Source organism: Pseudomonas sp. NFACC51 (assembly GCF_900103575.1).
In the GTDB taxonomy this organism is placed as follows: domain Bacteria; phylum Pseudomonadota; class Gammaproteobacteria; order Pseudomonadales; family Pseudomonadaceae; genus Aquipseudomonas; species Aquipseudomonas fluorescens_Q.
This window is the reverse complement of sequence record NZ_FMXH01000003.1, coordinates 203,982-228,317: the sequence shown is the minus strand read 5'-3', so window position 1 is coordinate 228,317 and position 24,336 is coordinate 203,982. Positions and strand designations below refer to the sequence as shown.

The window sequence follows — 24,336 nt, the reverse complement described above, 5'->3', positions numbered from 1 at the left end:
CCTCAAGGGGCGACAGACGCTCGCCCACGATCCGGTTGTACGACGGGGCACCGGCGGCCCCCGTCCTCTGTCACAGCCAGGCCATCGAACGCACCTGGATTTGCATCGTTACGTGGAGCCACCGCTGCTGGCGTGCCAAGACAAGCCCGTCACGCGGCATCCTCCATCCGTAGCTTTTCCTGCTCGAGGTCAAAGCGCCCCAGCACGGTGACCTGGGCGTTGCTGTGCAACTCGCTGAAGGCGAGCACGGGCACGTGATTGAATTCGTCGCGCAACAAATCGCGTAGCGGAGCCCGCAGGTCTTGCGCCACCAACAGCACGGCCACGCGCTTGGCGCGCAACGGGAAGCCTTCGCGCAACTGCATGACCAAGGCGCGGGTATGCAGGCTTTCCAGGGCAAAAAAGGTTTCCGTCTGGGTCTGGCGCAGCGCATCGCGCAACAGGCCTTCGGTTTCCGGCGTCAACAGCCACACGTGCAGGCCATCTTCGTCGCGGTACTGGTGATAGATCTGCGACTTCAGGGCGATGCGCGCGTAGTCGGTCAGCGCACCGACGTCGCGCTCGTGCTGCCCGTGCTCGATCAAGGACTCGGCGATCAGCCGCACCGCGCGCAGCGGGACACCTTCGCCGGCCAGGCGCTGGAGCACGGCAGCGAAACGGGCCAATGGCATGGTCCGCTGCAGTTCCTGCACCAACTCTGGCTGGCCCGCTTCGAGCCAACTGAGAATCGACTTGCTCTCCTGCAGCCCCAAGAATTGTGGGCCCGTGGCAAACATCGCGCGGCTCATCCGCTCCACCAGCAACTCGGCGGCCGACACCGCTTCCACGCGTTCATCCGCCAGCAGCGGATCGTCAGGCGTCAGCCAGAGCCACTGCTGCTCGTCGCGCACCTCGCTGCCGACCTGCCCGTCGCGCGGTTCCAACGGCAGCGGCCCGCGCGCCACGGCCACGCGCTCTCCGAAAGTTGCCCGCAACATCGGCACCTCGTGCACGCAGAAGCGGAACTCGTCGTCTTCCAGCAGCGCGCTGTATTCGATCTCGAAGGGCGGCAGGGTCAGGCCAAAGCCGGCCACCAGCGCGTTACGCTTTTTGCGGATCGCCTGGATGGCTTCCTCGGCGGCCGCGTTGCCTTCCATGGCTTTGGAAAACTGCAGAAGATAGGCACGGGTCGGGTCGAAGCTGCGCAGGTCTTCGGCGCCGTTCTGTGCCGGGGCCACAACCTCCGCTGGCTGGTCGCCCTGGCGGGCCAGCCGGGCGCGCGAGTAGAGCTGGACGATGCCGGCGGTGCCGGTGATCAAGGCGATGACAATGAACACCAGCGTGGGCATGCCGGGCAAGGCCGCGAAGCCGAGCATTCCCACCGAAGCGATCACCCAGGCCTTGGGTTCGGCGGTCAACTGCTGGGCGATTTCCTTGCCGACGCTACTGCCTGCCGGCTCCCCTTGCGGCGATACGCGGGTGATGATCATGCCCGCAGTAAGAGAAATCAGCAGGGCCGGAATCTGCGCGATCAGACCGTCACCGATGGTCAACACGGCGTACAAGTGCATCGATTCGGATGCGCCCATGTCATGCTGCATCATGCCCACCGAAAAGCCGCCGATGAGGTTGATCACCACGATCACCAAACCCGCGATGGCATCGCCCTTGACGAACTTCATCGCCCCGTCCATCGCACCGAACAGCTGGCTTTCCTTGTTCAATTCCTCGCGACGCCGCCGGGCTTCGCTGACATCGATCAGGTTGGCGCGCAGGTCGCTGTCGATGGACATCTGCTTGCCCGGCAGCGCGTCCAGGGTGAACCGCGCCGCCACTTCGGCGACCCGCTCCGAGCCCTTGGTGATCACCAGGAAGTTGACCACCGTCAGGATGAGGAAGATGACCAGCCCGACCGCCAGGTTGCCCCCCACTACAAAATCGCCGAACGCCTGGACGATATGACCGGCGTCGCCCTGGAGCAGGATCAACCGGGTGGTCGCCACCGACAACGCCAGCCGGAACAGCGTGGTCAGCAGCAGCACCGCCGGAAACGAGGAAAACGCCAACGGTCGCGGCAGGTACAGCGAGAGCACGATCAGCAGGCAGGAGATGCAGATGTTGATCGCGATCAGCGCATCGACCACCGAGGTCGGCAAGGGCAGGATCAGCATGAACACGATGCCCAGCACCACGAACGCCCCGACCACCTCGATGCGTCGCACCGCTTCGTTGGCGACTTTGTTCAACAGGGCGATCATGAGCGTGCTCCAATCACCGGGGCAGCGGTCTGGCTTCGGGGCTCGCCACGGGAACGCTCATCGAGCAGCACCAACAGGTTCTTCAGCGCGGTCTGTCGGCTTTTGCTATCCCGCCAGAGAGGTAGCGGCAAACGCTTGAGCAAAGGGTACAGGCCGTTCAGGGAGACCAGTTGGTCCCGCTCCTCTTCTCCACCCAGTTCACGCCCGATACGCCGTACTTCCGCCGCCGACAGGCCACTGCTGACAAACCCCAGCATGCGTTGGAGCAACAGCACCGCCGTGAGCTGGCTGGCCGGGCAACTGCAGGCCAGTTGCTCGAGCAAACGGCGGCAGCTGTGCAGGACACTGCCCAGTTGCGTCGAGGCGGCCAGGCCGATCAACAACGTGCGCAACAGGGCGGTAGGACGTGACGGTGTGTGCGCCGCGATATCGTCAGCCAGTGCCCGGCGCATCATGTCCAGCCCCGGCACGAAGGCCGCCTCGCCGAACAAGCCAAGCAACGCCTGCATCATGGTGGGCAACGATTGCTTGAGCACCACGGTGTCGTAATAGAGCCGCCGTACCGCCTGGCGCAGTTCGGGATCGCCGCCCGCAGCGCGCAAGGCCTCGGCGATGTTCATGCCCGCCTGGATCTGCGCGCCATAACGCTCGCGCAATAGTTGCAGGTAGTCGCGAGCGCGCTGGGCTTCGACGAGACGACCTTGAACTTCGGCCTCGCGCAAGGCTTGCTGCAGGATCAGGTCGGTACGGGCCGGGTCACCACCGGTGGACTGCACCACCTCTTCAAGCACCGGCTCGCCACATAACAACAAACCCGCCTGGGCGGCCATCGCCCCCAGGCTTTGCTTGCCTGGGTGGCCGAGTTGGTCGTACCACTCTTCCAACTGCTCCCGCGTCTCGACGCGCACCTGGCCCACCTCACTGCGGGCATTGCGGATGCGCCGCTGGCTCAGCGCCTTGGTATTACGCTCCACATGATGGCTGAAGGTCATGCCGACCTCCTCCATCGAATTGGACTGCACGGCCTGAAACGATTCGACAGGCTTGCCAATGCCCACGACGGCCGAAACGGCCTGGGCAAGGTTGGCGGCAATATGCGCATTTGTCGGGGCTTCTACTTTCATGATGGCCGTGAGCGTGGTTTCGGACGCTCAGTGGGTGGCGGCTATCCAGCATTCAGTTCCATCAGCGGCCATGGCCCTTTCTGACCGGTTCGCAAGGGTTTCCTGCCCGAGCGTTCGCTCGGTGCAATTTCATGCAGTGGCGCTTGGGACGGCTGTGCATGCCCTTGCACAAATAGAGCAAAAGCACTAGTAAAAAACACTTAATTATCAGACAGATAACTCACAAATCCGGCTTGGCACAGGTCCTGCTGACGGGGGAAACGTCGACATTTTGATCGGCGCTATGGAACCTACTCAGAGGGATTTATTAATGAACAGCCTGAATCTCATGGCCCCCCCGCAAACCTCCCCGGCCCCCACAGGTGCGCCAGACATCTGCTTCGGCGAGGAACGCAAGCTGCGTCTGTTTGTGCAAAAACGTGTACTCAATCAAGACGACGCCGACGACATCATCCAGCTCACGTACCTGGAAGCCTGGCGCAACCAGCAGAAGTTCAAAGGGCTGGCAAAGCAGGACACTTGGTTGTGCGGCATCGCCCTCAACCTGATCCGCAACCACTTCCGTCGCTTCTATGCGCAGCCACCGCTGAGCACGTTCGATGAGAGCGAGTTCAGCGAGTCCAGTGACGACATTGACCTGAGTGAACTGTGCGACAACCGTCGGCTGTTGGACCGCACGCTGTTAGCCATGGACGAGTTGCCCAAGGACATGCGCGATACCCTGTGGACCGCCGTGGACACCGAGAGCAGCTACCGCGATGCCGCCGAGCGGCTGGGCGTCCCCATTGGTACCGTGCGTTCAAGGTTGTTTCGCGCGCGTGAACAACTCAAACGAAGCGTCTATGGAGAAGCCCGGCCATGACCCACAATCGTTTGAACAGCCGGCCCGACCTGCCACGCGGCGTGCGCCGCTACACCCCCGACGACTTGCCGGTGATGACAGATATCTTCAACGAAAGCGCTCTGGGAGGTACCAGCTCCCCCGTGCTCAGAGCGTTTTCCCTGAAGGAAATGACGTTTTTCGTCGACTGTTTCGTCAAGGAGGGTGATCCGATCTACGTGCTCGAACGCGCTGGCGAAGTCGTCGCCTGGTTGATCGTCAACCGCTTCTGTTGGGGAGCCCAGGCCTGCCGATTGACCGGTGAAGTGTCGATCTACGTACGCAGCGACCACATCGGCAGCGGCGTCGGCATCCGCCTTGGCCAAGCTGCGGTGGTGTTGGCCAGGCAGTATGGTTTCGAGACGCTGGTGGCCTGGATCATCGAGCACAACGAGGCCAGCAAACGCGGCGTACAAGGGCTCGGCGCGACCCAATGGGGACGCTTCCCAGGGATTGCCCGGTTCGCTGATAACCGTGCGGACGTCGTGCTCTATGGACTGCACCTGACGCCAGGCGACACGGCATCCATCTCCCTTTCAGCGCCAGCGCAAAACGAGGAGGCCAGCCTGGCGTGAGTCCACGGCTCGTCCGGCTGGACGTCGGGCGAGCCGCCTCTTTCCAAGGCATGGGCCTGCGCTCATTCGAGCCGATGCCATTTTTTGCACAGCCCCCGCAGCCCCTGCTGTTCAGTCGATAAACCCGTGGCGAGGGAGCTTGCTCCCGCTGGGCTGCGCAGCAGCCCCTTTTTCAGGAAGACCTCGGTCATCCATCCACCGACCAACACACCGGCAACGCCTCCGGCCCCCTGAAGTTGGGCACGTAGCGCCAGCGTACGGCGCCGGGATCGACCGCCAATTGCAGCCCAGGGCAGCACCGAAGAAGTGTGTTCAAGGCGATTTCCAATTCCTGCCGGGCCAACGACGCGCCCAGGCAATAGTGCGTGCCTTTGCCGAACGACATGTGCGGGCAGGCCGGTCGGGCGATGTCGAGCGTGTCAGGGTTTGCACACAGCGTTTCGTCACGATTGGCCGAGCCCACCACCGCAATCAGCAGTTGCCCGCGTAGCAAGCGTTGTCCGGCCAGTTCGGTGTCCCGGGTAACGAAGCGGACCATGGCCCGTTCCACCGACGAGTCATAGCGCAGAAGCTCCTCGACCGCGCCAGGCATTAACGCCGGCTCGTCACGCAATTGCGCCAGCACCTTCGGGTGCTGCACGAGCATGTGCATCGCATTGCCGATCATCGATGCCGACGTTTCGTGCCCGGCGATGATCAGCAGCGCGATCATGCTGCACAGCTCACTCTGGCTGAGCATGCTGCCCTCTTCCTCGACCTGCGCCAGCGCCGAAACCAGGTCATCGCCCGGCTGTGCTCGACGCTGGTCGATCAACGCGAGCATGTAGCCCGCGAATTCCTTGTAGCAATGCTGCAACTCGCTCAGGTCATGCCCCACCTGCTGGACGATCATGTGGGACCAGCGGCGGAAATCGTCACGATCTTGTGCGGGGACACCAAGCAATTCGGCGATGACAGTGATCGATAACGGGAATGCATATTGGCTCACCACGTCCATTTGGCCGCTCGACCACACGGGTTCCAGCAACGTCTCGGCGATCTGTTCGATACGCGGCCGCAGGGCATTCACCGCCTTCAACGTGAAGGCCTTGTTGACCAGGCGACGCAAGCGGCGATGACTGTCGCCATCGCGGTTGAGCATGTGGTCGTTAAGAAACGCGATGGATTGTTCGCCGCCGAGCATCGCGGCGAACTGCGCATCGATCCGCGACGGGTCACGGGCGAAGCGCTCGTTGTCCAGCAGCACCTCCTCGACTTCCCGCGCACCGGTGACGTACCACATCGGCAACTGCCCTTCGGCCTGGCTGAGGAACACCGGGGACGCCTGGCGCAGCGCCGCATAATGCCGATAAGCCTCGCCACGAAAGGCGTCGCTATTCAAATCAAGGGTACGCTCGTAAGCCATGAACACTCTCCAGAGGCATGAATCGTTGCTCCTGAGTGGCCGGGCGCGCCAAAAAAGATCCATGTGGGTTACCTGCCGGTGAACCGTTTGCACGGCCACGGTCACTCAAGGGAAAACACCAACCCTTGCGTGGAGCTGACATGACGCGTGCACTTGCAATCCATGGCCAATGCGACACTCGTTTCGAACCGGTCAAAGAGGCGTTTATCCGGCTGATGCAAAGCCCCTTCGAACGCGGCGCCGCCCTTTGCATCCAGATTGACGGCGAAACCGTTATCGACCTGTGGGCCGGCACTGCCGGGCCGGAGCCGGACAGCCATTGGCAGCGCGACACGCTGCTCAATCTGTTTTCCTGCACCAAGCCCTTCACGGCGGTGGCGATCATGCAGCTGGTCGGCGAAGGACGCCTGGACCTGGACGCGCCGGTCTGCCACTACTGGCCGGCCTTCGCCAACGCCGGCAAAGCGTCGATCACCCTGCGCCAGGTGCTTTGCCACCGTGCCGGGTTGCCTGCGCTGCGCACGCCCCTGGCACCGGAAACCCTCTACGACTGGGACACCATGACCGACCTGATCGCCGAGGAAACTCCCTGGGCCGCGGCTGGGGAACAGCAGACCTATTCACCCTTGCTGTTCGGCTGGATCCTCGGCGAATTGCTACGCCGGGTGGATGGCCTGACGCCGGCGCAAAGCATTCACCAACGCGTGGCGGTGCCGCTCGGGCTGGACTTCCACCTCGGCCTGGACGACGCGACCATCGCCCGCTGTGCCTACATGGCGCGCACCAAAGACGAGATCGACGACGAAGCGTTTGGCCGGGTGTTGAAGGACGTGCTCAACGAGCCGACCGCCATGAGCGCGCTGGCCTTCGCCAACCCGCCCATGGTGCTGGGACGCAGTAACGAGACGGGCTGGAAACGCATGACCCAACCAGCGGCCAACGGACACGGCAATGCCCGCAGCCTGGCGGCGTTCTACGCAGGCCTGCTCGACGGGCAACTGCTGGAGTCACCGCTGCTCAACGAAATGTTGCGCGAGCACAGCGCCGAATACGACCCGACCATCCAGACCCCAACGCGTTTCGGCCTGGGCATCATGCTCAACCAGCCGGACGTGGCGAACGGCAGTTATGGCATGGGCAACGAGGCGTTCGGCCACATGGGCGCCGGTGGCACCATCGGGTTTGCCGACCCTGAACGCGGCGTGGCGTTCGGCTTCGCCTGCAACACCATTGGTTCCTACGTCTTGATGGACCCACGCGCGCGCGGCCTGGCCAATGTCGCGATGGGCTGCCTGTAAACCCTGGATGACCGGCTCGATGCTACTCACTTAAGCGAAAGATCAGGCTGCGGAAGATCGTTCCCCACGCTCCGCGTGGGAATGCCGCCAGGGACGCTCCGCGTTCCGCTTCTGGAAGCAACCGGCTCACACCCCTGGCGGCACTACCACCTCCGCCACCTGCGGCTCGGCCGTGCCGGTGCCGGTGCCGGGTGAGGCAACCACTTGTTCTTCGCTACCGGCTACGCGGGGCAGCGCGGCCTTGGCGATCATGTCCGGTTGGGCCAGCAACCTGCGCGATGCGTCCAGGGGCATCAGCAGGCGCCCCCTGGCCCTGCCGCGCGCGGCAGGGTTGAGCATGCGCAATTCTCGTTCATGAACACCGGACAACTGCGCCAGGTGCGCCAGGTCCACCGGCTGCGACAAGGCGACCATCTGGAAATACGGCTGGTCGGCGATGGGCGCCAGGCTCACGCCATAGTCGGCGGGCGCATTCACCAGTTGCGACAGCGCCAGCAGCCGCGGCACATAGTTCTGGGTCTCGCCGGGCAACGACAGGTTCCAATAGTTGGTCGCCAGGCCGCGGGCGCGATTGCGCGTGATGGCGTCGCGTACGCGCCCTTCCCCGGCGTTGTAGGCAGCCAGCGCCAGCAGCCAGTCGCCGTCGAAGTAATCGTGCAGGTAGGACAGATAATCCAGGGCGGCCCGCGTCGATGACGGAATGTCCCGGCGCTCGTCATAGTCACCCCGCTGCTGCAATTGATAGCGGCGCCCCGTGGCGGGAATGAATTGCCAGAGGCCCAGGGCCTGGGCCGGTGATTGGGCGTTCGGATTGAACCCGCTCTCGATGGCTGGCAGCAGCGCCAGTTCCAGCGGCATGTTGCGCTTGTTCAGTTCACCCACGATGAAATGCAAGTAACGGCTGCCGGCACGCCCGGTCTGGGTGAGAAAAGCCGGGCGATCCATCAGCCAGCGGCGTTGCTCATCGATACGCGCCACACCCTGGGTCTTGGCCTGCAAGGAAAACCCCTGGCGCATGCGCGTCCACAGGCTGCCGCCGCCTTGCGGGGATGACTCGCCGATCTGAATGATCGTGTCCGTAGGCGCCGGCTCAAGCCAGCGCAGTTGCGAGCGGTAAGGCTCGTTGGCGGACGGATCACCGATGGTCAACTGCGGTTCGAGGTGCTGGCAGCCATACAGCAAGGTCCCCATGGCCAGCATGGACAACCCTTTGGGGACGAAGCGAAGGGCCGGCAAAGGTGCAAGTGATCGAGGCATGGGCGGTCAACCTTGAGTGAGGTGGCGCCATTGGGTGGCAGATCGCAAGGCAGCGGTTCCACGCGGCTCGTCCGGCACGCCGTGATCGTGCGGCAGGGGCTCGGTTGGAACCGAAATGCCGCAGCTGTCACTCACCATGGGCAGCAGGCGCTCGTCGGCGCCTGGATGACAATGCGAGGTCACTCATGGCGTCACCCACCTATTGCAAGCTGATCGATCAGCTCTGCGAACTCACAATGATTCCTACCCCGGCAGCGTTCTACGAGCAGGCGAACCTGTCGGTCAAGGATGTGGACTTTTCCCTGAAGCACACCCCTGGCGTGGGTGAGGGAGACGTCTTTATCTACTGCAGCTTCGGGCCATTGCCGGTGGCGAATCGGGAAGCGGTCCTGCAACGGCTGCTGGAAACCAACCTGTACCTGCTGAGCGGCGCGTTCTGCCCTTCCCTGTCTTACAACCGCGACAGCGAACAGGTGATCCTGATCGGCCACGTCCCCCTGGAAACCCTCACGGCCGAGCGCCTGCTCGGGCTGATGGGCGGTGCCGCCGACATGGCGCTGATTTGGCGCGATGGCTACTTCTTCGACGGTGCCAGCCCAAACGACACCGCCAAGACCACCCAGCACAAACCCACCCCCCGTAGCACCGGGCTCAACAGCGCCCTGTCAATCTAGGAGAACACGACATGCCAGATTTATCAGTAGGACGAAGCACCAGCTCGGCGGCGTTGCACCAGCAGGACGATCGGATCACGCCAGTGGGAACCAGCCTGTCCGGGCAGGTTCGTCCCTCCACCAATCCCCTGGTGCCTTATCACTTCGAAGGACAGGCGACCGACAAGACCCAGCAAACACTCCGAACCAGGCAACAGCGCCTGACAGGACTGGTCACCAGCCTCGGCAAGAAAAACCCTGAGAGCGACCCCATTGGCTATGCACGTGAGCACATGAGCCTGGAAGGCAAGGTATTGGGCTACGCGCCAGGCACAAGTTATCAAGATGTACAGAAGCATCTCGCCGCACTCGGCGGCACGCCACACCCGATGCTGTCGGGCCACGAAGAAACCGAGGCATTCGTCAAGGACTTCAACGAGTACCTGGCCAAGAATGAGGACGACCGGAAAGAGGACGGCGGTTTCAAGGCGGTCTGGGACAAACACTGCGAGCGCATGGGTAATACCCTTGGCGCCTATCATTCGTTGTGCCAGGAAGTCATTGATAAAACCCCGGAAGGGAACGATCGCCAACTGCTGAAAAATAGCCATGAAGCCTTCCGCGGTTATGCCAAGGGTGTCATGCAAGCCATGACGCAAGACATGCCCACGCGCTTGAATACCTTCATGGAAAGCCGAATCGAGCACGCGCAGAGTGCCGCGACCAACGAGAGCCTTTCCCAACCCGAACGCGACCTGGCGAAAGATCAACTGGATCAGTTGCTCGAGGTCCAGGGGGAGCTTGGCGAGTTGCTCAAGACTGATGACGACAAGCCGAACACGCCAAGCGAACTGGCGACGGCGACGAAGAAAAACGAGGTGCTGGACACCGCACTGAAGAACGTCGCACGCCAGGACTATGTCGCCGACCTCAAGACCAAAAGCGGCTTTGTAACCGGCCTGGCGGTGTTCGCCGGGGCGGGGATCCCGCAGGGCGTGGCGTCTGCGGGCCACTTTGGCGCGATCACAGCGTCGATTGATGAAAAAATGGCGGACGCCTCCTACGGCAAGCATGTCGCGGCGACCTCGACTGTCCTAGGCGCCGCCCACAAGGTGATCAGCGACGGCATCCGCCCATTCGTCCAGGTCGTCGTCGACAAGACCATCGGCGCCGGCCTGGAAAAAGTCGATCCAATGTCGGTCTATCCCAAGGCCCTGCAAGTCGTCACCCAGGACGGACGTCGGGTCGAGAACGCTGGACGCGATGCCCTCGACCTCACACAGGAGCAAAAGCGCAACGACTTCAAGCTCAAACAGAACGCGAACAACTTTGGCACCATGAGTGGTGACTTCACCGGCTACCTCGCCTTCGGTGCCGCCCATGCCGTGCGCGATACCATTGATCAATTCACCTCGGTAAATGCCGGCGGCATCATCGCCCGCACAACGGCCTCAGCAGTAGGCGGCACCTTCATGGCGGGGGGCCAGGCAGTGGCGAAATATGCGCAAACCCACGGTGATGAGGAGATTCCCACCTACCGGGTGACCAAGGAAAACCGCAACTGGGGCGAACTGTTACCCAAGGCGTTTTCCGAAGCGACAGGAAAGCTCAACCCGATCAGCATGGCCAACGTCAGCGACCTCGCCAACCGGATCGTTGGCGTAGGCGAAGGGGTCGCCATGCGTACAGCCGTGGGCGACGCAGCCGCGGTGGGTGAAAACCCGGAAGTGCGGGAAAAAATGGAGCAGATTGTCACAACCTTCTTCTCCTCCGGCCTGACGCTGCTTCCGTTCTTCGCCAACAGTGTGGCGGCACCGCTCGAAAACAAGGCGCTGAGCGGCAAAGACGACCTGACCAAGCGAGCAAACGTACCGCTGCAGAACGTGACAAATCCAAACCGAGACGGCCTGCCCCACACCCAGCCGGAAGGCTGGCGGCGCGACCTGGAAAATACCTACCACGTGACCCGCGGCCTTACCCAGGTCGTTCCGCAAACCGCTATCGCGGGGCTTAACCTGGGTACCGAATGGGCCCAAAGCCTGGCACCGCGGCCCAAAAAAGCCTCTGGCGATAACATTCAACTGGCAGAGCGAGGCGAAGCGCGGCCCCAGGGCGGGCCGTCCAACGAACCTGCACCCACTACCCGGCCAAGCTGATGAACCCGCCGGGCTATCTTTCGCTGGCTTGACGCCCATCGGTTGAAACCGTCCTTCTACGCCGGCCGCAGGAGCCTCCTGTGGCCGGCCCTCGCGACACACGCCGACTCACATCCCTTTGCGCTTCGACGACGACCGACGTGATTGCCATGCCGATCAACGATAGCCTTCCGATTCGCCGCGCCGACCTCCAAAGCCCAGCCGCTGCCTGAAACCTTCCACCGCCTATACTCTGGCCCGCGAGGCGACTTGGAGAAAATCCCTCCGACGGACGATGCGCCGGGAAGCAGCCCTATGCTACACAGGGAATCAACAGCGACACCAAGGGACCGCTGTCACCAGAATAAGGAATCACCATGAAACGCACCCTCATCGCCTTCCTGTCATTGATCGTCACCGCGATCATCGTCGCGGGTGGCTACCTCTACAGCAAGCAGCCCACCCGCCAAGGCACGGTGCAGTTGCAAGGGCTGCATGGCTCGGTGACGGTGCGCTACGACGAACGCGGTGTGCCGCATATCCGCGCCGAGAACGAAACCGACCTGTACCGCGCCCTCGGTTATGTCCATGCCCAGGATCGGCTGTTTCAGATGGAGATCATGCGCCGCCTCGCCCGTGGTGAGCTGGCCGAGGTGCTGGGGCCGAAACTGCTCGACACCGACAAGCTGATGCGCAGCCTGCGCATTCGCGAACGTGCCGCGGCCTACGTGACCGAGCAGGACCCACAATCCCCGGCCTGGCTCGCCATGCAAGCCTATCTGGATGGGATCAACGCCTACCAGGACAGCCACACCCGTCCCGTGGAATTCGATGTGCTGGGCATTCCCAAGCGCCCCTTCACCGCCGAAGACACCGTGAGCATTACCGGCTACATGGCCTACAGCTTCGCCGCCGCCTTTCGCACCGACCCCCTGCTGACCTACGTGCGCGATGTGCTGGGTGCCAACTACCTGAACATTTTCGACCTCGACTGGCAGCCTCAGGGCGTGCTGGCCGAAGGTCGCAAGGGCAGCCTGCCGCTGGCTGCCGCCGACTGGAAAGACCTCGACGCCCTGGCCCGCCTGAGCGAGCAGGCCCTGGCTGATAACGGCCTGCCGCAGTTCGAGGGCAGCAATGCCTGGGCGGTCTCCGGCAGCCGCACCCACAGCGGCAAGCCGTTGCTGGCGGGTGACCCACACATCCGTTTTTCCACGCCTTCGGTGTGGTACGAGGCGCACTTGTCGGCCCCGGGGTTCGAACTCTACGGGCAATACCAGGCACTGCTGCCCTTCGCGACGCTGGGTATGAACCGGGATTTTGGCTGGAGCATCACCATGTTCCAGAACGACGACCTGGACCTGATCGCCGAGAAGGTCAACCCGGACAATCCCGAACAGGTCTGGTATCGCGACAAATGGGTGGACATGACCCGCAGCGAGCAGCAGATCGCGGTCAAGGGCCAGGCGCCGGTGACGCTGGTGCTGCGCCAGTCGCCCCATGGCCCGATCGTCAACGATGCCCTCGGCGCGAACGCCGGCAAGACCCCGGTCGCGATGTGGTGGGGGTTCCTGGAAAGCCGCAACCCGATCCTCGATGCCTTTTACCAGCTCAACCGCGCCGACACCCTCACCAAGGCTCGCGGCGCTTCGGCCAAGATCCACGCGCCGGGGCTGAACGTGGTGTGGGCCAACGCCAAGGGGGACATCGGCTGGTGGGCCGCCGCGCAACTGCCCAAGCGGCCAGTCGGCGTGAAGCCCGGCTTCATTCTCGATGGCAGCAGCCCGGAGGCGGAAAAGGAAGGTTTCTATCCGTTCAGCAGCAACCCGCAGGAAGAGAACCCGGCGCGGGGCTACATCGTTTCGGCCAATTTCCAGCCGGTGCCGGCCAGCGGCATCGAGATCCCCGGTTATTACAACCTCGCCGACCGTGGCCAGCAACTCAACCACCAGCTCAGCGACAAGCAGGCGAAGTGGGACATCGAAACCACCCAGAAACTGCAACTGGGCACCACCACCGCCTACGGCCCGCGCCTGCTCGCGCCTTTGTTGCCGGTGTTGCGCGAGGTGGTCAGCGATCCGCAGGAGCGCAAATGGGTGGAGCAACTGGCCCAATGGCAAGGCGATTACCCGCTGGATTCCATCAGCGCCACGCTGTTCAACCAGTTCCTGTTCAACCTGGCCGACGCCGCCCTGCACGATGAACTGGGTGACGGCTTCTTCGAAACCGCCCTGTCGACCCGGGTGATCGACGCAGCCCTGCCACGCCTGGCGGCTTCAAAGGATTCACCGTGGTGGGATGACCGCACGACGCTGGGCGTGGAAACCCGTGCCGACACGGTGAACATTGCCTGGAAGAAAAGCCTGGCCCACCTGCGGACCACCCTGGGTGACGATGCCACGCAATGGCAGTGGGGCAAGGCTCATACCCTGACCCATGGTCATCCGCTGGGTCTGCAAAAGCCGCTGGACCGGATCTTCAATGTCGGTCCGTTTGCGGCCCCCGGCACCCATGAAGTGCCCAACAACCAATCGGCCAAAATCGGTCCGGCCCCTTGGCCGGTGACCTATGGTCCTTCTACCCGGCGGATCATCGACTTCGCCGATCCGGCCCATAGCGTCACCATCAATCCGGTCGGCCAGAGCGGCGTGCCCTTCGACAAGCATTACGAGGATCAGGCCGAGGCGTACATCGAAGGGGTCTATCACCAGGCGCACCTGGCCGAGGAAGAAGTGGTGGCCAATACCCGCGCGACCCTGAAACTATTACCGGCGAGGAGCTCGCACTGATTCTGGCGGGTGTAATTTTCATTACCAACAAGCTCAATCGTCATTGATGGTCAAGACTACAAGGGTTCAACACCCCGCCCCCTCTCACAGGAGTCAATGCAATGTTCAATAACTGGTCCGAGCTGCTGCCTACCATCAAGAGCGCCTTTGGCGCCCTGGGCAAAAGCAATCCGAAGATGGTCAAGGCCTACATGGCCCTGGACGAAGCCGCGGCTGAAAACGACGTGCTCGATGCCAAGACCCGTGAGCTGATCTCCATCGCCGTCGCCATCACCACGCGCTGTGACGGTTGCATCGGCGTACACACCGACGCCGCCATCAAGGCCGGCGCCACCCGCGAAGAAATCGCCGCCACCCTGGCCACCGCGGTGTCCCTGAACGCGGGCGCGGCCTATATCTACTCCCTGCGCGCGCTGGAGGCCCATGACGCGTTGAAGAAGTGAACGGCCAATAACCTGCCGGCCGCTATCGCGAGCAAGCTTGCTCCCACAGGTATCGATCGTTCCTCACGCTCCGCGTGGGAATGCCGCCAGGGACGCTCCGCGTTCCGCTTCTGCAAGGTGACGCAGAGCGTCACCGGATGCATTCCCACGCAGAGCGTGGGAACGATCGACATCTTCGTCGACTGTCACACCGCTTTCGCGAGCAAGCCCGCTCCCACAGTTACTCAGTGTCCGATTAAACCGGAGCGGTCTCGGCCCGACGCACTTCCGGTTGTTTCCAGGAGTCGGCGGCGCTTTCTTCGATGGCTTGCTGGATCGCCCGCTTACGGCTTTCTTCGGCGCGGCGGCTGAAGAACCAAACCAGGAAAGTCACCAGCGACACCGCCAGCAGGATCAGGCTCGCCACGGCGTTGATTTCCGGTTTCACACCCAGGCGCACCGCCGAGAACACTTCCATCGGCAAGGTCGTCGAACCCGGGCCGGAGACGAAGCTCGCCAGCACCAGGTCGTCCAGGGACAGCGCGAACGACATCATGCCCCCCGCTGCCAGTGACGGTGCGATCATCGGGATGGTGATCAAAAAGAACACCTTCCACGGTCGCGCACCGAGGTCCATGGCCGCTTCTTCGATGGACAGGTCCAGCTCACGCAAGCGCGCCGAGACCACCACCGCCACATACGCCGCGCAGAACGTGGTGTGGGCAATCCAGATCGTGACGATGCCACGCTCCTGAGGCCAGCCGATCATCTGGGCCATGGCCACGAACAGCAGCAACAGCGACAGGCCGGTGATGACTTCCGGCATCACCAGTGGCGCGGTGACCAGGCCGCCGAACAGCGTGCGGCCCTTGAAGTGGGTGATGCGGGTCAGCACGAAAGCCGCCAGCGTACCCAGGGCCACCGCGGCAATCGCCGTGTAGCAGGCGATCTCCAGCGAGCGCACCACCGACCCCATCAACTGGCTGTTGTCCAGCAGGCCGACGTACCACTTGATCGACCAGCCACCCCACACCGTCACCAGTTTCGAGGCGTTGAACGAGTAGATCACCAGGATCAGCATCGGTGCGTAGATGAACAGCAAACCCAGCACCAGCATCAGGCTTGAAAAACTGAAGCGCTTCATTCCTTGCCCTCCATTTCTTTGGCCTGACTGCGGTTGAAGAGGATGATGGGCACGATCAGGATCGCCAGCATCACCACCGCCAGGGCGGATGCCACCGGCCAGTCACGGTTGTTGAAGAATTCCTGCCACAGCACTTTGCCGATCATCAGGGTTTCCGGGCCACCCAGCAGTTCCGGGATCACGAACTCGCCCACCACGGGGATGAACACCAGCATGCAACCGGCGACGATGCCGTTCTTGGACAGTGGCACGGTGATTTTCCAGAAACTGTTGAAGGTGCTCGAACCCAGGTCCGACGCGGCCTCCAAGAGGCTGGGGTCATGTTTCACCAGGTTGGCGTACAGCGGCAGGATCATGAACGGCAGGTAGGAGTAGACGACCCCGATATACACCGCCAGGTTGGTGTTGAGGATCTGCAGCGGTTCGTTGATAAAACCCATGCTCAGCAAAAAGCCGTTGAGCAAGCCGTTGTTGCTGAGGATGCCCATCCACGCGTAGACGCGGATCAGGATCGCGGTCCAGGTCGGCATCATGATCAGCAGCACCAGCACCGTCTGCATCTCTTTGCGGGCATTGGCGATGCCATAGGCCATCGGGTAGCCGATCAGCAGGCACAAGACCGTGCTGATCAGGGCCATTTTCAGCGAGCCGAGGTAGGCGGCGATGTACAACTCGTCCTCGCTCAGCATCGCGTAGTTGGCGAGGTTGAGCAGCACCTGCAGCTTCTGGTCGACGTAGCTGTAGATCTCGGTGTACGGCGGGATGGCTACGTCGGCTTCGGCGAAGCTGATCTTCAGGACAATGAAGAACGGCAGCATGAAGAACAGGAACAGCCAGATGAAGGGCACCCCGATGACCAGTTGGCGGCCACCGGGCGTTATTCGGTCGAGTCGGCGTTTGAGTTTGCGCATGTTCATGAGCGAAGTACCACGCCGCTGTCGTCTTCCCACCAGACGAATACCTGGTCGCCCCAGGTCGGACGCTGGCCGCGGCGCTCGGCGTTGGCGACGAAGGACTGCACCAGCTTGCCGCTCGGCAACTCGACGTAGAACACCGAGTGGCCGCCCAGGTAGGCGATGTCATGGACCTTGCCGCTGGACCAGTTGTTCTCGCAGGTCGGTTGTTCGGCGGTGACCAGCAGTTTTTCCGGGCGAATGGCATAGGTCACGGACTTGTCCTGCACCGAGGTGCTGATGCCGTGGCCCACGTAGATGTTGCGGTCCAGGTCCTTGCAGGTCAGCACCGCGTGGCCTTCGGCGTCGTCCACCACTTCGGTCTCGAAGATGTTGACGTTGCCGATGAACTCGCAGACCAGCCGGCTGGTCGGGGTTTCGTAGATGTCGATCGGGCTGCCGATCTGGGCGATCCAGCCCAGGTGCATGATCGCGATGCGCTCGGCCATGGTCATGGCCTCTTCCTGGTCGTGGGTCACCATGACGCAGGTCACACCAACCCGCTCGATGATCTCCACCAGCTCAAGCTGCATTTGCGAGCGCAGCTTCTTGTCCAGGGCCCCCATCGGCTCGTCGAGCAACAACAGCTTCGGCCGCTTGGCCAGGGAACGGGCCAGGGCCACGCGCTGGCGCTGGCCGCCAGAGAGCTGGTGCGGCTTGCGCTTGGCGTATTGGCTCATCTGCACCAGCTTGAGCATTTCAGCCACGCGGGCATCGATCTCGGCTTTCGGGATCTTGTCCTGCTGCAAGCCGAAGGCGATGTTCTGCGCCACGGTCATATGGGGGAACAAGGCGTAGGACTGGAACATCATGTTGATCGGCCGCTCGTAGGGCGGCATGTCGGTGATGTCCACACCGTCGAGGTAAATTCGCCCTTCGGTAGGCCGCTCGAAACCAGCCAGCATGCGCAACAAGGTGGATTTGCCCGATCCCGAACCGCCGAGCAAGGCGAAGATCTCGCCTTTCTTGATTTCCAGGGACACATCGTCCACGGCAATCGTCTCGTCGAACTTCTTCGTGACCCGGTCGATTTTGACCAACACCTGCTTGGGTGTCTGGTCGCCCTCGAGGGCTTTCTTATAGGCGCCGGAGGCAACTGCCATTTACGAAACTCCCACAGAATTTGCAGTTCGCCCCACGCGGACGAACCTTTAGAATGTTGACGTTATTTACCCGACTTGACCTTGGTCCAGCTGCGGGTCATGAGTCGTTGGATCTTGGGCGGCAACTCGGAGTTGACGTAGAGCTTGTCGACGACCGCTTGCGGTGGGTAAACCGCTTCGTCGGTACGTACTTTCTGATCCATCAGCTCGCCAGCCTTCGGGTTCGGGTTGGCATAACCGACGGTGTCGCTGACCTGGGCGATGACTTCAGGCTTGAGCACATAGTTGATAAAGGCATGCGCTTGCTTGATGTTGGTGGCGTCGCGCGGAATCGCCAGCATGTCGAACCAGAGGTTGCCGCCTTCCTTGGGAATCACATAGGCGATTTCGACGCCCTTGCCGGCTTCGCTGGCACGTTCGCGGGCCTGGAAGATGTCGCCGGAGAAACCGGCGGCCACGCAGATCTCGCCGTTGGCCAGATCGGAGATGTACTTGGAGGAATTGAAGTAGGTCACGTAAGGCCGGATCTTGAGGAGCTGGGCCTCGGCCTTCTTGTAGTCTTCAGGGTCTTCGCTGTTGGGGTTCAGGCCCAGGTAATTGAGCATCGCCGGGATCATCTCATCGCCGGAGTCGAGGAACGAGACGCCGCAGCTGGAGAGCTTCTTGATGTTTTCCGGCTCGAACAGCATGGCCCACGAGTCGATCTTGTCGACGCCCAGGACCGCCTTGATCTTCTCGACGTTGTAGCCGATGCCATTGGTGCCCCACAGGTAAGGCACGGCGTACTGGTTGCCTGGGTCGTTCTTTTCCAGGCGCTTGAGCAGCACAGGGTCGAGGTTGGCATAGTTGGGCAACTGCGCCTTGTCGAGCTTCTGGAACGCCCCGGCCTTGATCTGCTTGCCGAGGAAGTGGTTGGACGGCACCACCACGTCATAACCGGTACGCCCGGCCAGCAACTTGCCTTCCAGGGTTTCGTTGGAATCGAACACGTCATACACCGGCTTGATGCCCGTGGCTTTTTCAAAATCCGCCAGGGTGGTCTCGCCGATGTAGTCCGACCAATTATAAATATGCACGGTGGAGGCGGCCTGGACGCTGACGGCGAGCGTCAGGCCGGCACCGACCAGCAAGGCGTTGCGTAACAAAGAAAAGACTGGCACGTGGAGGTCCTCTTAAATAGTTGGGCCCAAGTTGCCCCCGTTACTTGACCATGAGAGGCCCTGCAACAAAACCGGCGCGCAACTTACCTTCGATAAACCGATCCAGCAAAACTTTTAGTTATTTAATGGCTCCTGTTGCCGCCGCCGCGATGGCAGCGACAACAGGAAGATGCTTCAGGCCGGCTTATTTACCGGATTTGATCTTGGTCCAGCTGCGGGTCATGATCCGCTGGGTCGCGGCTGGCAGGTCGGCAATCGCGTAAAGCTTGGCTTGCACGTCTGCCGGCGGGTAGATGCCCGGGTCGCTGGTGATTTCCTTGCTGACCAGCGGCGTAGAGGCCGCGTTGCCGTTCGGGAAGCTCACGGTGTCGGTGATTTCAGCCATGATTTCCGGCTTTTGCAGGAAGGTCATGAATTTGTAGGCACCCTCGACGTTCTCGGCATCCTTGGGGATGGCGACCATGTCGAAGAAGCTGCCAGCACCTTCCTTCGGAATGTTGTAGCTGACTTTAACCTTGCCGCCGGCTTCGGCCGCACGGGACTTGGCCTGGTAGATGTCGCCCGAGTAGCCGACCGCTACGCAGATGTTGCCGTTGGCCAGGTCGGAGATGTACTTGGAGGAGTGGAAGTAGCCGATCGAAGGACGGATCTTGAGGAACAGCGCCTCGGCCTCAGCCAGTTGCTTCTTGTCCTGGCTGTCGGTCGGATAGCCCAGGTAATGCAGCGCCACCGGGATCATTTCGGTCGGCGAGTCGAGGAAGCTGATGCCACAGGCTTTCAGCTTGGCGGCGTTTTCCGGCTTGAACAGCAAGTCCCACGAGTTGGTTGGAGCGTCGGCACCGAGGGCAGCCTTGACCTTCTCGGCGTTGAAGCCGATGCCGATCGAACCCCACATGTACGGGAAGGCATGTTCATTGCCCGGGTCGCTCACCGAAACGGCCTTGAGCAGGTCGGTATTCAGGTTTTTCCAGTTGGGCAACTTGGACTTGTCGAGTTTCTGGTAGACCCCGGCCTTGATCTGCTTGGCCAGGAAGTTGTTCGACGGCACCACGATGTCATAACCGGACTTGCCGGCCAGCAACTTGGCTTCCAGGGTTTCGTTGCTGTCGAATACGTCGTAGACGACTTTGATCCCCGATTCTTTCTCGAACTTGGCGACGGTGTCCGGCGCAATGTAGTCGGACCAGTTATAGACGTGCAGCACTTTATCGTCCGCCTGAACGGCACCCGCCATCACGCCCATCAGGGACATGGCCAGGAGGGTCTTGCCAGCTATCTTCATACCTAATGTCTTCATGCCTAATGCCTTCATGAAAAAGTGCTCCAGTTATTCTTCTTAGCCACGTTCAGTAGCCGGCTCGCGGACAACTTGAACGGTCGGTAGTCTGGCAAGTTACAGGCCAGGCTTTCAACACAAGCCCAGCCTTTTATTCTCGCTGGGCGAGGCCCTTGCAGGCACCTCGCTCAGAGCCTAGCACTTAGCCTTGCAACGCACTGAGCGTCAGGTCCAGGCACTGCCGCGCCTTGGCCACTAACTCATCAATCTCGGCCTTGCTGATCACCAGCGGCGGCGCAATGATCATGGTGTCGCCCACCGCGCGCATGATCAGCCCGTTATCGAAGCAGAACTGCCGGCAGATCATGCCCACGCCCTTGCCTTCGTAGCGCTTGCGCGTGGCCTTGTCCTGGACCAGTTCGATCGCTCCCAGCAAACCGACACCGCGCACTTCACCCACCAGAGGATGATCGTTCAGTTCCCGCAAACGCTTCTGCAAATAGGGTGCCGTTTCGCTGTGGACACGCTCGATGATCTTTTCGTCGCGCAGGATGCGGATGTTTTCCAGGGCCACCGCTGCGGCCACCGGGTGACCGGAGTAGGTAAACCCGTGGTTGAAGTCTCCGCCTTCGTTGAGCACCGCGACCACGTCGTCACGCACGATCAGCCCGCCCATGGGGATGTAGCCGGAGGTCAGGCCCTTGGCGATGGTCATCATGTGCGGTTTCAACCCGTAGTGATCGGTACCGAACCACTCACCGGTACGACCGAAACCACAGATCACCTCGTCGGCCACGAACAGGATGTCGTACTTGGCGAGGATTTCCTTCATGCGCGGCCAGTAGCTGTCCGGCGGTACGATCACGCCACCGGCGCCCTGGATCGGCTCGGCGATGAAGGCGCCAACGTTGTCCACGCCGAGCTCCAGGATCTTTTCTTCCAACTGGTTGGCCGCCCACACGCCGAACTCTTCGGGGCTCATGTCGCCGCCTTCGCCGAACCAATAAGGTTGGGCGATGTGGACAATGCCCGGGATCGGCAGGTCGCCCTGCTCGTGCATATAGGTCATGCCACCCAGGCTCGCGCCGGCCACGGTCGAACCGTGGTAACCGTTCTTGCGGCTGATGATGACTTTCTTGTTCGGCTGGCCCTTGATCGCCCAATAGTGGCGGACCATCCGCAGCATGGTGTCGTTGCCTTCGGAGCCGGAACCGGTGAAGAACACGTGGTTCATGCCTTCTGGGGCGATGTCGGCGATGGCTTTGGACAACTCCAGCACTGGCGGGTGGGCCGTCTGGAAGAACAGGTTGTAGTACGGCAGCTCGCGCATCTGTTGGCTGGCGGCGTCGGCCAGTTCCTCGCGGCCATAACCGACGGCCACGCACCAGAGGCCGGCCATGCCGTCGAGGATCTTGTTACCTTCACTGTCCCAGAGGTAGACACCCTTGGCGTGGGTGATGATGCGCGGGCCTTTCTCTTTGAGCTGTTTGAAGTCGCTGAACGGCGCCAGGTGGTGATCGTTGCTCAGGGCCTGCCATTCACGGGTTTGCGGGTTGTTGCGGGTCATGCCAATTCTCCTTTTATCGGTGAGGGCGAAGCTGCCAGAAGCAGCCTCGCCCGGCGCTTCAGACGGCGAAGAGCAGGAATTCCCGCTCCCACGAACTGATGACGCGCTTGAAGTTTTCATGCTCGGCCCGCTTGACCGCGACGTAGCCTGTGATGAATTTCTTGCCCAGGTATTTCTCGATGGTGGTGCTGTTTTCCATGCGTTCCAGGGCGTCTTCGATGGTCAGCGGCAAACGCAGGTTGCGGCGTTCGTAGCCTCGGCCCACCACCGGCGCGCTCGGGTTGATGCCTTCGACCATGCCGATGAAGCCACACAGCAGGCTGGCGGCAATCGCCAGGTACGGGTTGGCATCGGCGCCCGGCAAGCGGTTTTCCACCCGACGGTTCTGCGGCCCGGCATCCGGCACGCGCAGGCCCACGGTGCGGTTCTCTTCGCCCCACTCCACGTTCACCGGCGCCGACGTGTCCGGAAGGAAGCGACGGAACGAATTGACGTTGGGGGCGAACAGCGGCAATAGCTCGGGGATGAATTTCTGCAGGCCACCGATGTGGTGCAGGAACAGATCGCTCATGGTCCCGTCTTCATTGGAGAAGACGTTCTTGCCGGTTTCCTTGTCGATGATGCTCTGGTGCAGGTGCATCGCACTGCCCGGCTCACCGGTCATGGGCTTGGCCATGAAGGTGGCAGCCACGTCGTGCTTGAGTGCCGCCTCGCGCATGGTGCGCTTGAACACCAGGATCTGGTCGGCCAGGGACAGGGCATCGCCATGACGGAAATTGATTTCCATCTGCGCCGTGCCGTCCTCGTGGATCAGGGTGTCGAGGTCCAGTTCCTGCAGTTCGCACCAGTCGTAGACGTCTTCGAACAGCGGGTCGAATTCGTTGGCCGCTTCGATCGAAAAGGACTGCCGGCCGGTTTCCGGACGGCCGGAGCGGCCAACGGGCGGTTGCAGCGGAAAGTCCGGGTCGTCGCTGCGCTTGGTCAGGTAGAACTCCATTTCCGGCGCGACGATCGGCTGCCAACCCTTGTCGGCGTAGAGCTTGAGTACTTTCTTGAGCACGTTGCGCGGCGACAGCTCGATGGGGTTGCCCTGCTTGTCGTAAGCGTCGTGGATGACCTGGGCTGTGGGCTCGATGGCCCAGGGCACAAGGAATACTGCGTTCTCGTCCGGGCGGCAGATCATGTCGATGTCGGCAGGGTCGAGCAGTTCGTAATAGATGTCGTCTTCGACATAGTCGCCCGTAACGGTCTGGAGCAGAACGCTCTCGGGCAGGCGCATGCCTTTCTCGGCGATGAACTTGTTGGTCGGCGAGATCTTGCCCCGGGTGATACCGGTGAGGTCGCCAATCATGCATTCGACTTCTGTGATCTTGTGGTCTTTCAACCAATCGGTGAGCTGGTCGAGGTTGTTACTCATAAATGCCTCTAGGCGTGAGTTTCCTGACGGCTATTAGTCGTCAGGCGTTGTTTGACGCATCGGCGTCGCGTTGTGCTGCCCTTGCTCGGCAGGCATCGCCAAATGCCTGGAAAATCGCAAGGTAGTGCGGGTTAGAGCTTACCTCCCATTCGGGGTGCCATTGCACACCTAAAGCAAAAGCCTTGCCTCCTGGCACCGAAACAGCCTCGATCAGGCCGTCGGGGGCCACCGCTTCGGCCCGCAACCCAGGTGCCAGGCGCTCGATGCCTTGGCTGTGGATCGAGTTGACTTCTATTAGCTGGGGCAACCCCAACCCTGCAAGTACACCACCAGGCTGGATATGTACGGCATGGGCAGGACCGTATTGGACATCCACCGCTTGAGTATCGTCTTCACGATGATCGATGAACGTTCCGACTTCATGAACTTTCTGATGCAGGCTGCCGCCAAAGGCTACGTTCATCTCCTGGAAACCTCGGCAAATGCCCAGCACCGGGATACCCGCATCGACAGCGGCGCGGATCAGCGGCAAGGTGGTGGCGTCCCGTGCAGGATCATGAGCAGTGCCTGGCGCACTGGCCGGGCCCTGGTAATGAAAAGGTTCTACATTGGAAGGAGAGCCAGTCAGAAGAATGCCGTCCAGGGCGTCCAGAATATCGGACGGCGGGAACAGCTCCGCCAGGGACGGGATCAGCACTGGCATGCCCTTGGCGGCTGTTGCGACAGCCCGGGAATATTTTTCGCCACTGATGTGATAAGCATGCAGACCAATCTGCCTGGAGCAGGTGGTGACGCCGATTAACGGCAGGCGAGACATGAAGCACCCCGGTATTATTGCTGTTATGGGTTTGAATCGAGCTTAGCCTTGTTCATTTTTTTACACAACACCCCCGTAAAAAATACAACACGGCCCGCTCAAGCCTGCGGGCGCCAAGCCCTCTAAA

General features: G+C 61.7%; 19 protein-coding genes. 7 read left to right on the top strand and 12 right to left on the bottom strand.

Features of this window, described 5'->3' with window-relative positions; all coding sequences use genetic code 11:
- Nucleotides 1-149: 149 nt before the first annotated feature.
- Together sctV and BLT00_RS07910 are read right to left on the bottom strand one after the other, a co-directional pair.
- Nucleotides 150-2,237: a type III secretion system export apparatus subunit SctV gene (gene sctV, locus BLT00_RS07915; protein WP_063323913.1), complete on the bottom strand. Its 2,088-nt coding sequence runs from the start codon at nt 2,235-2,237 to the stop codon at nt 150-152.
- Nucleotides 2,234-3,361, bottom strand: coding sequence for a TyeA family type III secretion system gatekeeper subunit (locus tag BLT00_RS07910; RefSeq protein WP_092149081.1), 1,128 nt, complete (start codon nt 3,359-3,361; stop codon nt 2,234-2,236). Before BLT00_RS07910 ends, sctV begins: the two co-directional genes overlap by 4 nt.
- 310 nt (nt 3,362-3,671) lie before the next feature.
- On the opposite strand from BLT00_RS07910, the gene BLT00_RS07905 reads away from it, so the two are divergent.
- Together BLT00_RS07905 and BLT00_RS07900 are read left to right on the top strand one after the other, a co-directional pair.
- Entirely contained in the window at nt 3,672-4,223 is a 552-nt protein-coding gene (locus BLT00_RS07905; RefSeq protein ID WP_092149084.1) for an RNA polymerase sigma factor, read from the top strand.
- The gene (locus BLT00_RS07900; RefSeq protein WP_063323910.1) at nt 4,220-4,816 is read left to right on the top strand and encodes a GNAT family N-acetyltransferase; all 597 of its coding nucleotides are present in this window, start codon (nt 4,220-4,222) and stop codon (nt 4,814-4,816) included. The genes BLT00_RS07905 and BLT00_RS07900 overlap by 4 nt, the downstream gene beginning before the upstream one ends.
- Before the next feature lie 187 nt (nt 4,817-5,003).
- Here BLT00_RS07900 and BLT00_RS07895 read toward each other — a convergent pair whose 3' ends face one another.
- Complete coding sequence (locus BLT00_RS07895; protein ID WP_092149087.1) at nt 5,004-6,221, bottom strand: cytochrome P450 family protein; 1,218 nt, start codon at nt 6,219-6,221, stop codon at nt 5,004-5,006.
- Between the two features lie 140 nt (nt 6,222-6,361).
- Here BLT00_RS07895 and BLT00_RS07890 point away from each other — a divergent pair, with 140 nt between their 5' ends.
- Nucleotides 6,362-7,519 carry a serine hydrolase domain-containing protein gene (locus tag BLT00_RS07890; protein ID WP_063323908.1) on the top strand — a complete coding sequence of 386 codons (1,158 nt, stop codon included), beginning with the start codon at nt 6,362-6,364 and terminating at the stop codon, nt 7,517-7,519.
- Between the two features lie 126 nt (nt 7,520-7,645).
- Here BLT00_RS07890 and BLT00_RS07885 read toward each other — a convergent pair whose 3' ends face one another.
- Complete coding sequence (locus BLT00_RS07885) at nt 7,646-8,776, bottom strand: transglycosylase SLT domain-containing protein (protein WP_092149090.1); 1,131 nt, start codon at nt 8,774-8,776, stop codon at nt 7,646-7,648.
- Between the two features lie 185 nt (nt 8,777-8,961).
- On the opposite strand from BLT00_RS07885, the gene BLT00_RS07880 reads away from it, so the two are divergent.
- From BLT00_RS07880 to BLT00_RS07865, 4 genes are all read left to right on the top strand, one after another.
- Nucleotides 8,962-9,450, top strand: a complete 489-nt coding sequence (locus BLT00_RS07880) for a type III secretion system chaperone family protein (RefSeq protein ID WP_092149093.1) — start codon at nt 8,962-8,964, stop codon at nt 9,448-9,450.
- A gap of 11 nt (nt 9,451-9,461) precedes the next feature.
- Entirely contained in the window at nt 9,462-11,585 is a 2,124-nt protein-coding gene (locus BLT00_RS07875) for a type III effector (RefSeq protein WP_092149096.1), read from the top strand.
- A gap of 356 nt (nt 11,586-11,941) precedes the next feature.
- Nucleotides 11,942-14,350, top strand: coding sequence for a penicillin acylase family protein (locus BLT00_RS07870; protein ID WP_092149099.1), 2,409 nt, complete (start codon nt 11,942-11,944; stop codon nt 14,348-14,350).
- 101 nt (nt 14,351-14,451) lie between these two features.
- On the top strand, nt 14,452-14,793 hold the full coding sequence (locus BLT00_RS07865; protein ID WP_003206631.1) for a carboxymuconolactone decarboxylase family protein: 342 nt from the start codon (nt 14,452-14,454) through the stop codon (nt 14,791-14,793).
- A 235-nt stretch (nt 14,794-15,028) separates the two neighbouring features.
- Here the strand turns inward: BLT00_RS07865 and BLT00_RS07860 are convergent, their stop codons facing one another.
- The 8 genes from BLT00_RS07860 to BLT00_RS07825 form a co-directional block, all read right to left on the bottom strand.
- Complete coding sequence (locus BLT00_RS07860; protein WP_063323903.1) at nt 15,029-15,916, bottom strand: ABC transporter permease subunit; 888 nt, start codon at nt 15,914-15,916, stop codon at nt 15,029-15,031.
- Nucleotides 15,913-16,833, bottom strand: coding sequence for an ABC transporter permease subunit (locus BLT00_RS07855; protein ID WP_063323902.1), 921 nt, complete (start codon nt 16,831-16,833; stop codon nt 15,913-15,915). The genes BLT00_RS07860 and BLT00_RS07855 overlap by 4 nt, the downstream gene beginning before the upstream one ends.
- Entirely contained in the window at nt 16,830-17,972 is a 1,143-nt protein-coding gene (locus tag BLT00_RS07850) for an ABC transporter ATP-binding protein (protein ID WP_063323901.1), read from the bottom strand. Before BLT00_RS07850 ends, BLT00_RS07855 begins: the two co-directional genes overlap by 4 nt.
- A 62-nt stretch (nt 17,973-18,034) precedes the next feature.
- Complete coding sequence (locus BLT00_RS07845; protein ID WP_092149102.1) at nt 18,035-19,132, bottom strand: polyamine ABC transporter substrate-binding protein; 1,098 nt, start codon at nt 19,130-19,132, stop codon at nt 18,035-18,037.
- A 184-nt stretch (nt 19,133-19,316) separates the two neighbouring features.
- Nucleotides 19,317-20,414, bottom strand: coding sequence for a polyamine ABC transporter substrate-binding protein (locus tag BLT00_RS07840; protein WP_024617271.1), 1,098 nt, complete (start codon nt 20,412-20,414; stop codon nt 19,317-19,319).
- A gap of 196 nt (nt 20,415-20,610) precedes the next feature.
- Nucleotides 20,611-21,975 carry an aspartate aminotransferase family protein gene (locus BLT00_RS07835; RefSeq protein ID WP_092149105.1) on the bottom strand — a complete coding sequence of 455 codons (1,365 nt, stop codon included), beginning with the start codon at nt 21,973-21,975 and terminating at the stop codon, nt 20,611-20,613.
- A 58-nt stretch (nt 21,976-22,033) separates the two neighbouring features.
- Nucleotides 22,034-23,392: a glutamine synthetase family protein gene (locus BLT00_RS07830; protein WP_018610575.1), complete on the bottom strand. Its 1,359-nt coding sequence runs from the start codon at nt 23,390-23,392 to the stop codon at nt 22,034-22,036.
- Between the two features lie 40 nt (nt 23,393-23,432).
- Nucleotides 23,433-24,209 carry a gamma-glutamyl-gamma-aminobutyrate hydrolase family protein gene (locus BLT00_RS07825; RefSeq protein WP_092149108.1) on the bottom strand — a complete coding sequence of 259 codons (777 nt, stop codon included), beginning with the start codon at nt 24,207-24,209 and terminating at the stop codon, nt 23,433-23,435.
- Nucleotides 24,210-24,336: the final 127 nt, after the last annotated feature.

Excerpts from the sequence above, each read along its gene's own strand:
- BLT00_RS07830 (WP_018610575.1), bottom strand. The coding sequence starts at position 23,392 with ATGAGTAACAACCTCGACCAGCTCACCGATTGGTTGAAAGACCACAAG.
- BLT00_RS07840 (WP_024617271.1), bottom strand. The coding sequence starts at position 20,414 with ATGAAGATAGCTGGCAAGACCCTCCTGGCCATGTCCCTGATGGGCGTG.
- BLT00_RS07895 (WP_092149087.1), bottom strand. The coding sequence starts at position 6,221 with ATGGCTTACGAGCGTACCCTTGATTTGAATAGCGACGCCTTTCGTGGC.
- BLT00_RS07850 (WP_063323901.1), bottom strand. The coding sequence starts at position 17,972 with ATGGCAGTTGCCTCCGGCGCCTATAAGAAAGCCCTCGAGGGCGACCAG.
- BLT00_RS07885 (WP_092149090.1), bottom strand. The coding sequence starts at position 8,776 with ATGCCTCGATCACTTGCACCTTTGCCGGCCCTTCGCTTCGTCCCCAAA.
- BLT00_RS07900 (WP_063323910.1), top strand. The coding sequence starts at position 4,220 with ATGACCCACAATCGTTTGAACAGCCGGCCCGACCTGCCACGCGGCGTG.
- BLT00_RS07870 (WP_092149099.1), top strand. The coding sequence starts at position 11,942 with ATGAAACGCACCCTCATCGCCTTCCTGTCATTGATCGTCACCGCGATC.
- sctV (WP_063323913.1), bottom strand. The coding sequence starts at position 2,237 with ATGATCGCCCTGTTGAACAAAGTCGCCAACGAAGCGGTGCGACGCATC.
- BLT00_RS07880 (WP_092149093.1), top strand. The coding sequence starts at position 8,962 with ATGGCGTCACCCACCTATTGCAAGCTGATCGATCAGCTCTGCGAACTC.
- BLT00_RS07910 (WP_092149081.1), bottom strand. The coding sequence starts at position 3,361 with ATGAAAGTAGAAGCCCCGACAAATGCGCATATTGCCGCCAACCTTGCC.
- BLT00_RS07905 (WP_092149084.1), top strand. The coding sequence starts at position 3,672 with ATGAACAGCCTGAATCTCATGGCCCCCCCGCAAACCTCCCCGGCCCCC.
- BLT00_RS07875 (WP_092149096.1), top strand. The coding sequence starts at position 9,462 with ATGCCAGATTTATCAGTAGGACGAAGCACCAGCTCGGCGGCGTTGCAC.
- BLT00_RS07890 (WP_063323908.1), top strand. The coding sequence starts at position 6,362 with ATGACGCGTGCACTTGCAATCCATGGCCAATGCGACACTCGTTTCGAA.
- BLT00_RS07825 (WP_092149108.1), bottom strand. The coding sequence starts at position 24,209 with ATGTCTCGCCTGCCGTTAATCGGCGTCACCACCTGCTCCAGGCAGATT.
- BLT00_RS07835 (WP_092149105.1), bottom strand. The coding sequence starts at position 21,975 with ATGACCCGCAACAACCCGCAAACCCGTGAATGGCAGGCCCTGAGCAAC.
- BLT00_RS07855 (WP_063323902.1), bottom strand. The coding sequence starts at position 16,833 with ATGAACATGCGCAAACTCAAACGCCGACTCGACCGAATAACGCCCGGT.
- BLT00_RS07860 (WP_063323903.1), bottom strand. The coding sequence starts at position 15,916 with ATGAAGCGCTTCAGTTTTTCAAGCCTGATGCTGGTGCTGGGTTTGCTG.
- BLT00_RS07865 (WP_003206631.1), top strand. The coding sequence starts at position 14,452 with ATGTTCAATAACTGGTCCGAGCTGCTGCCTACCATCAAGAGCGCCTTT.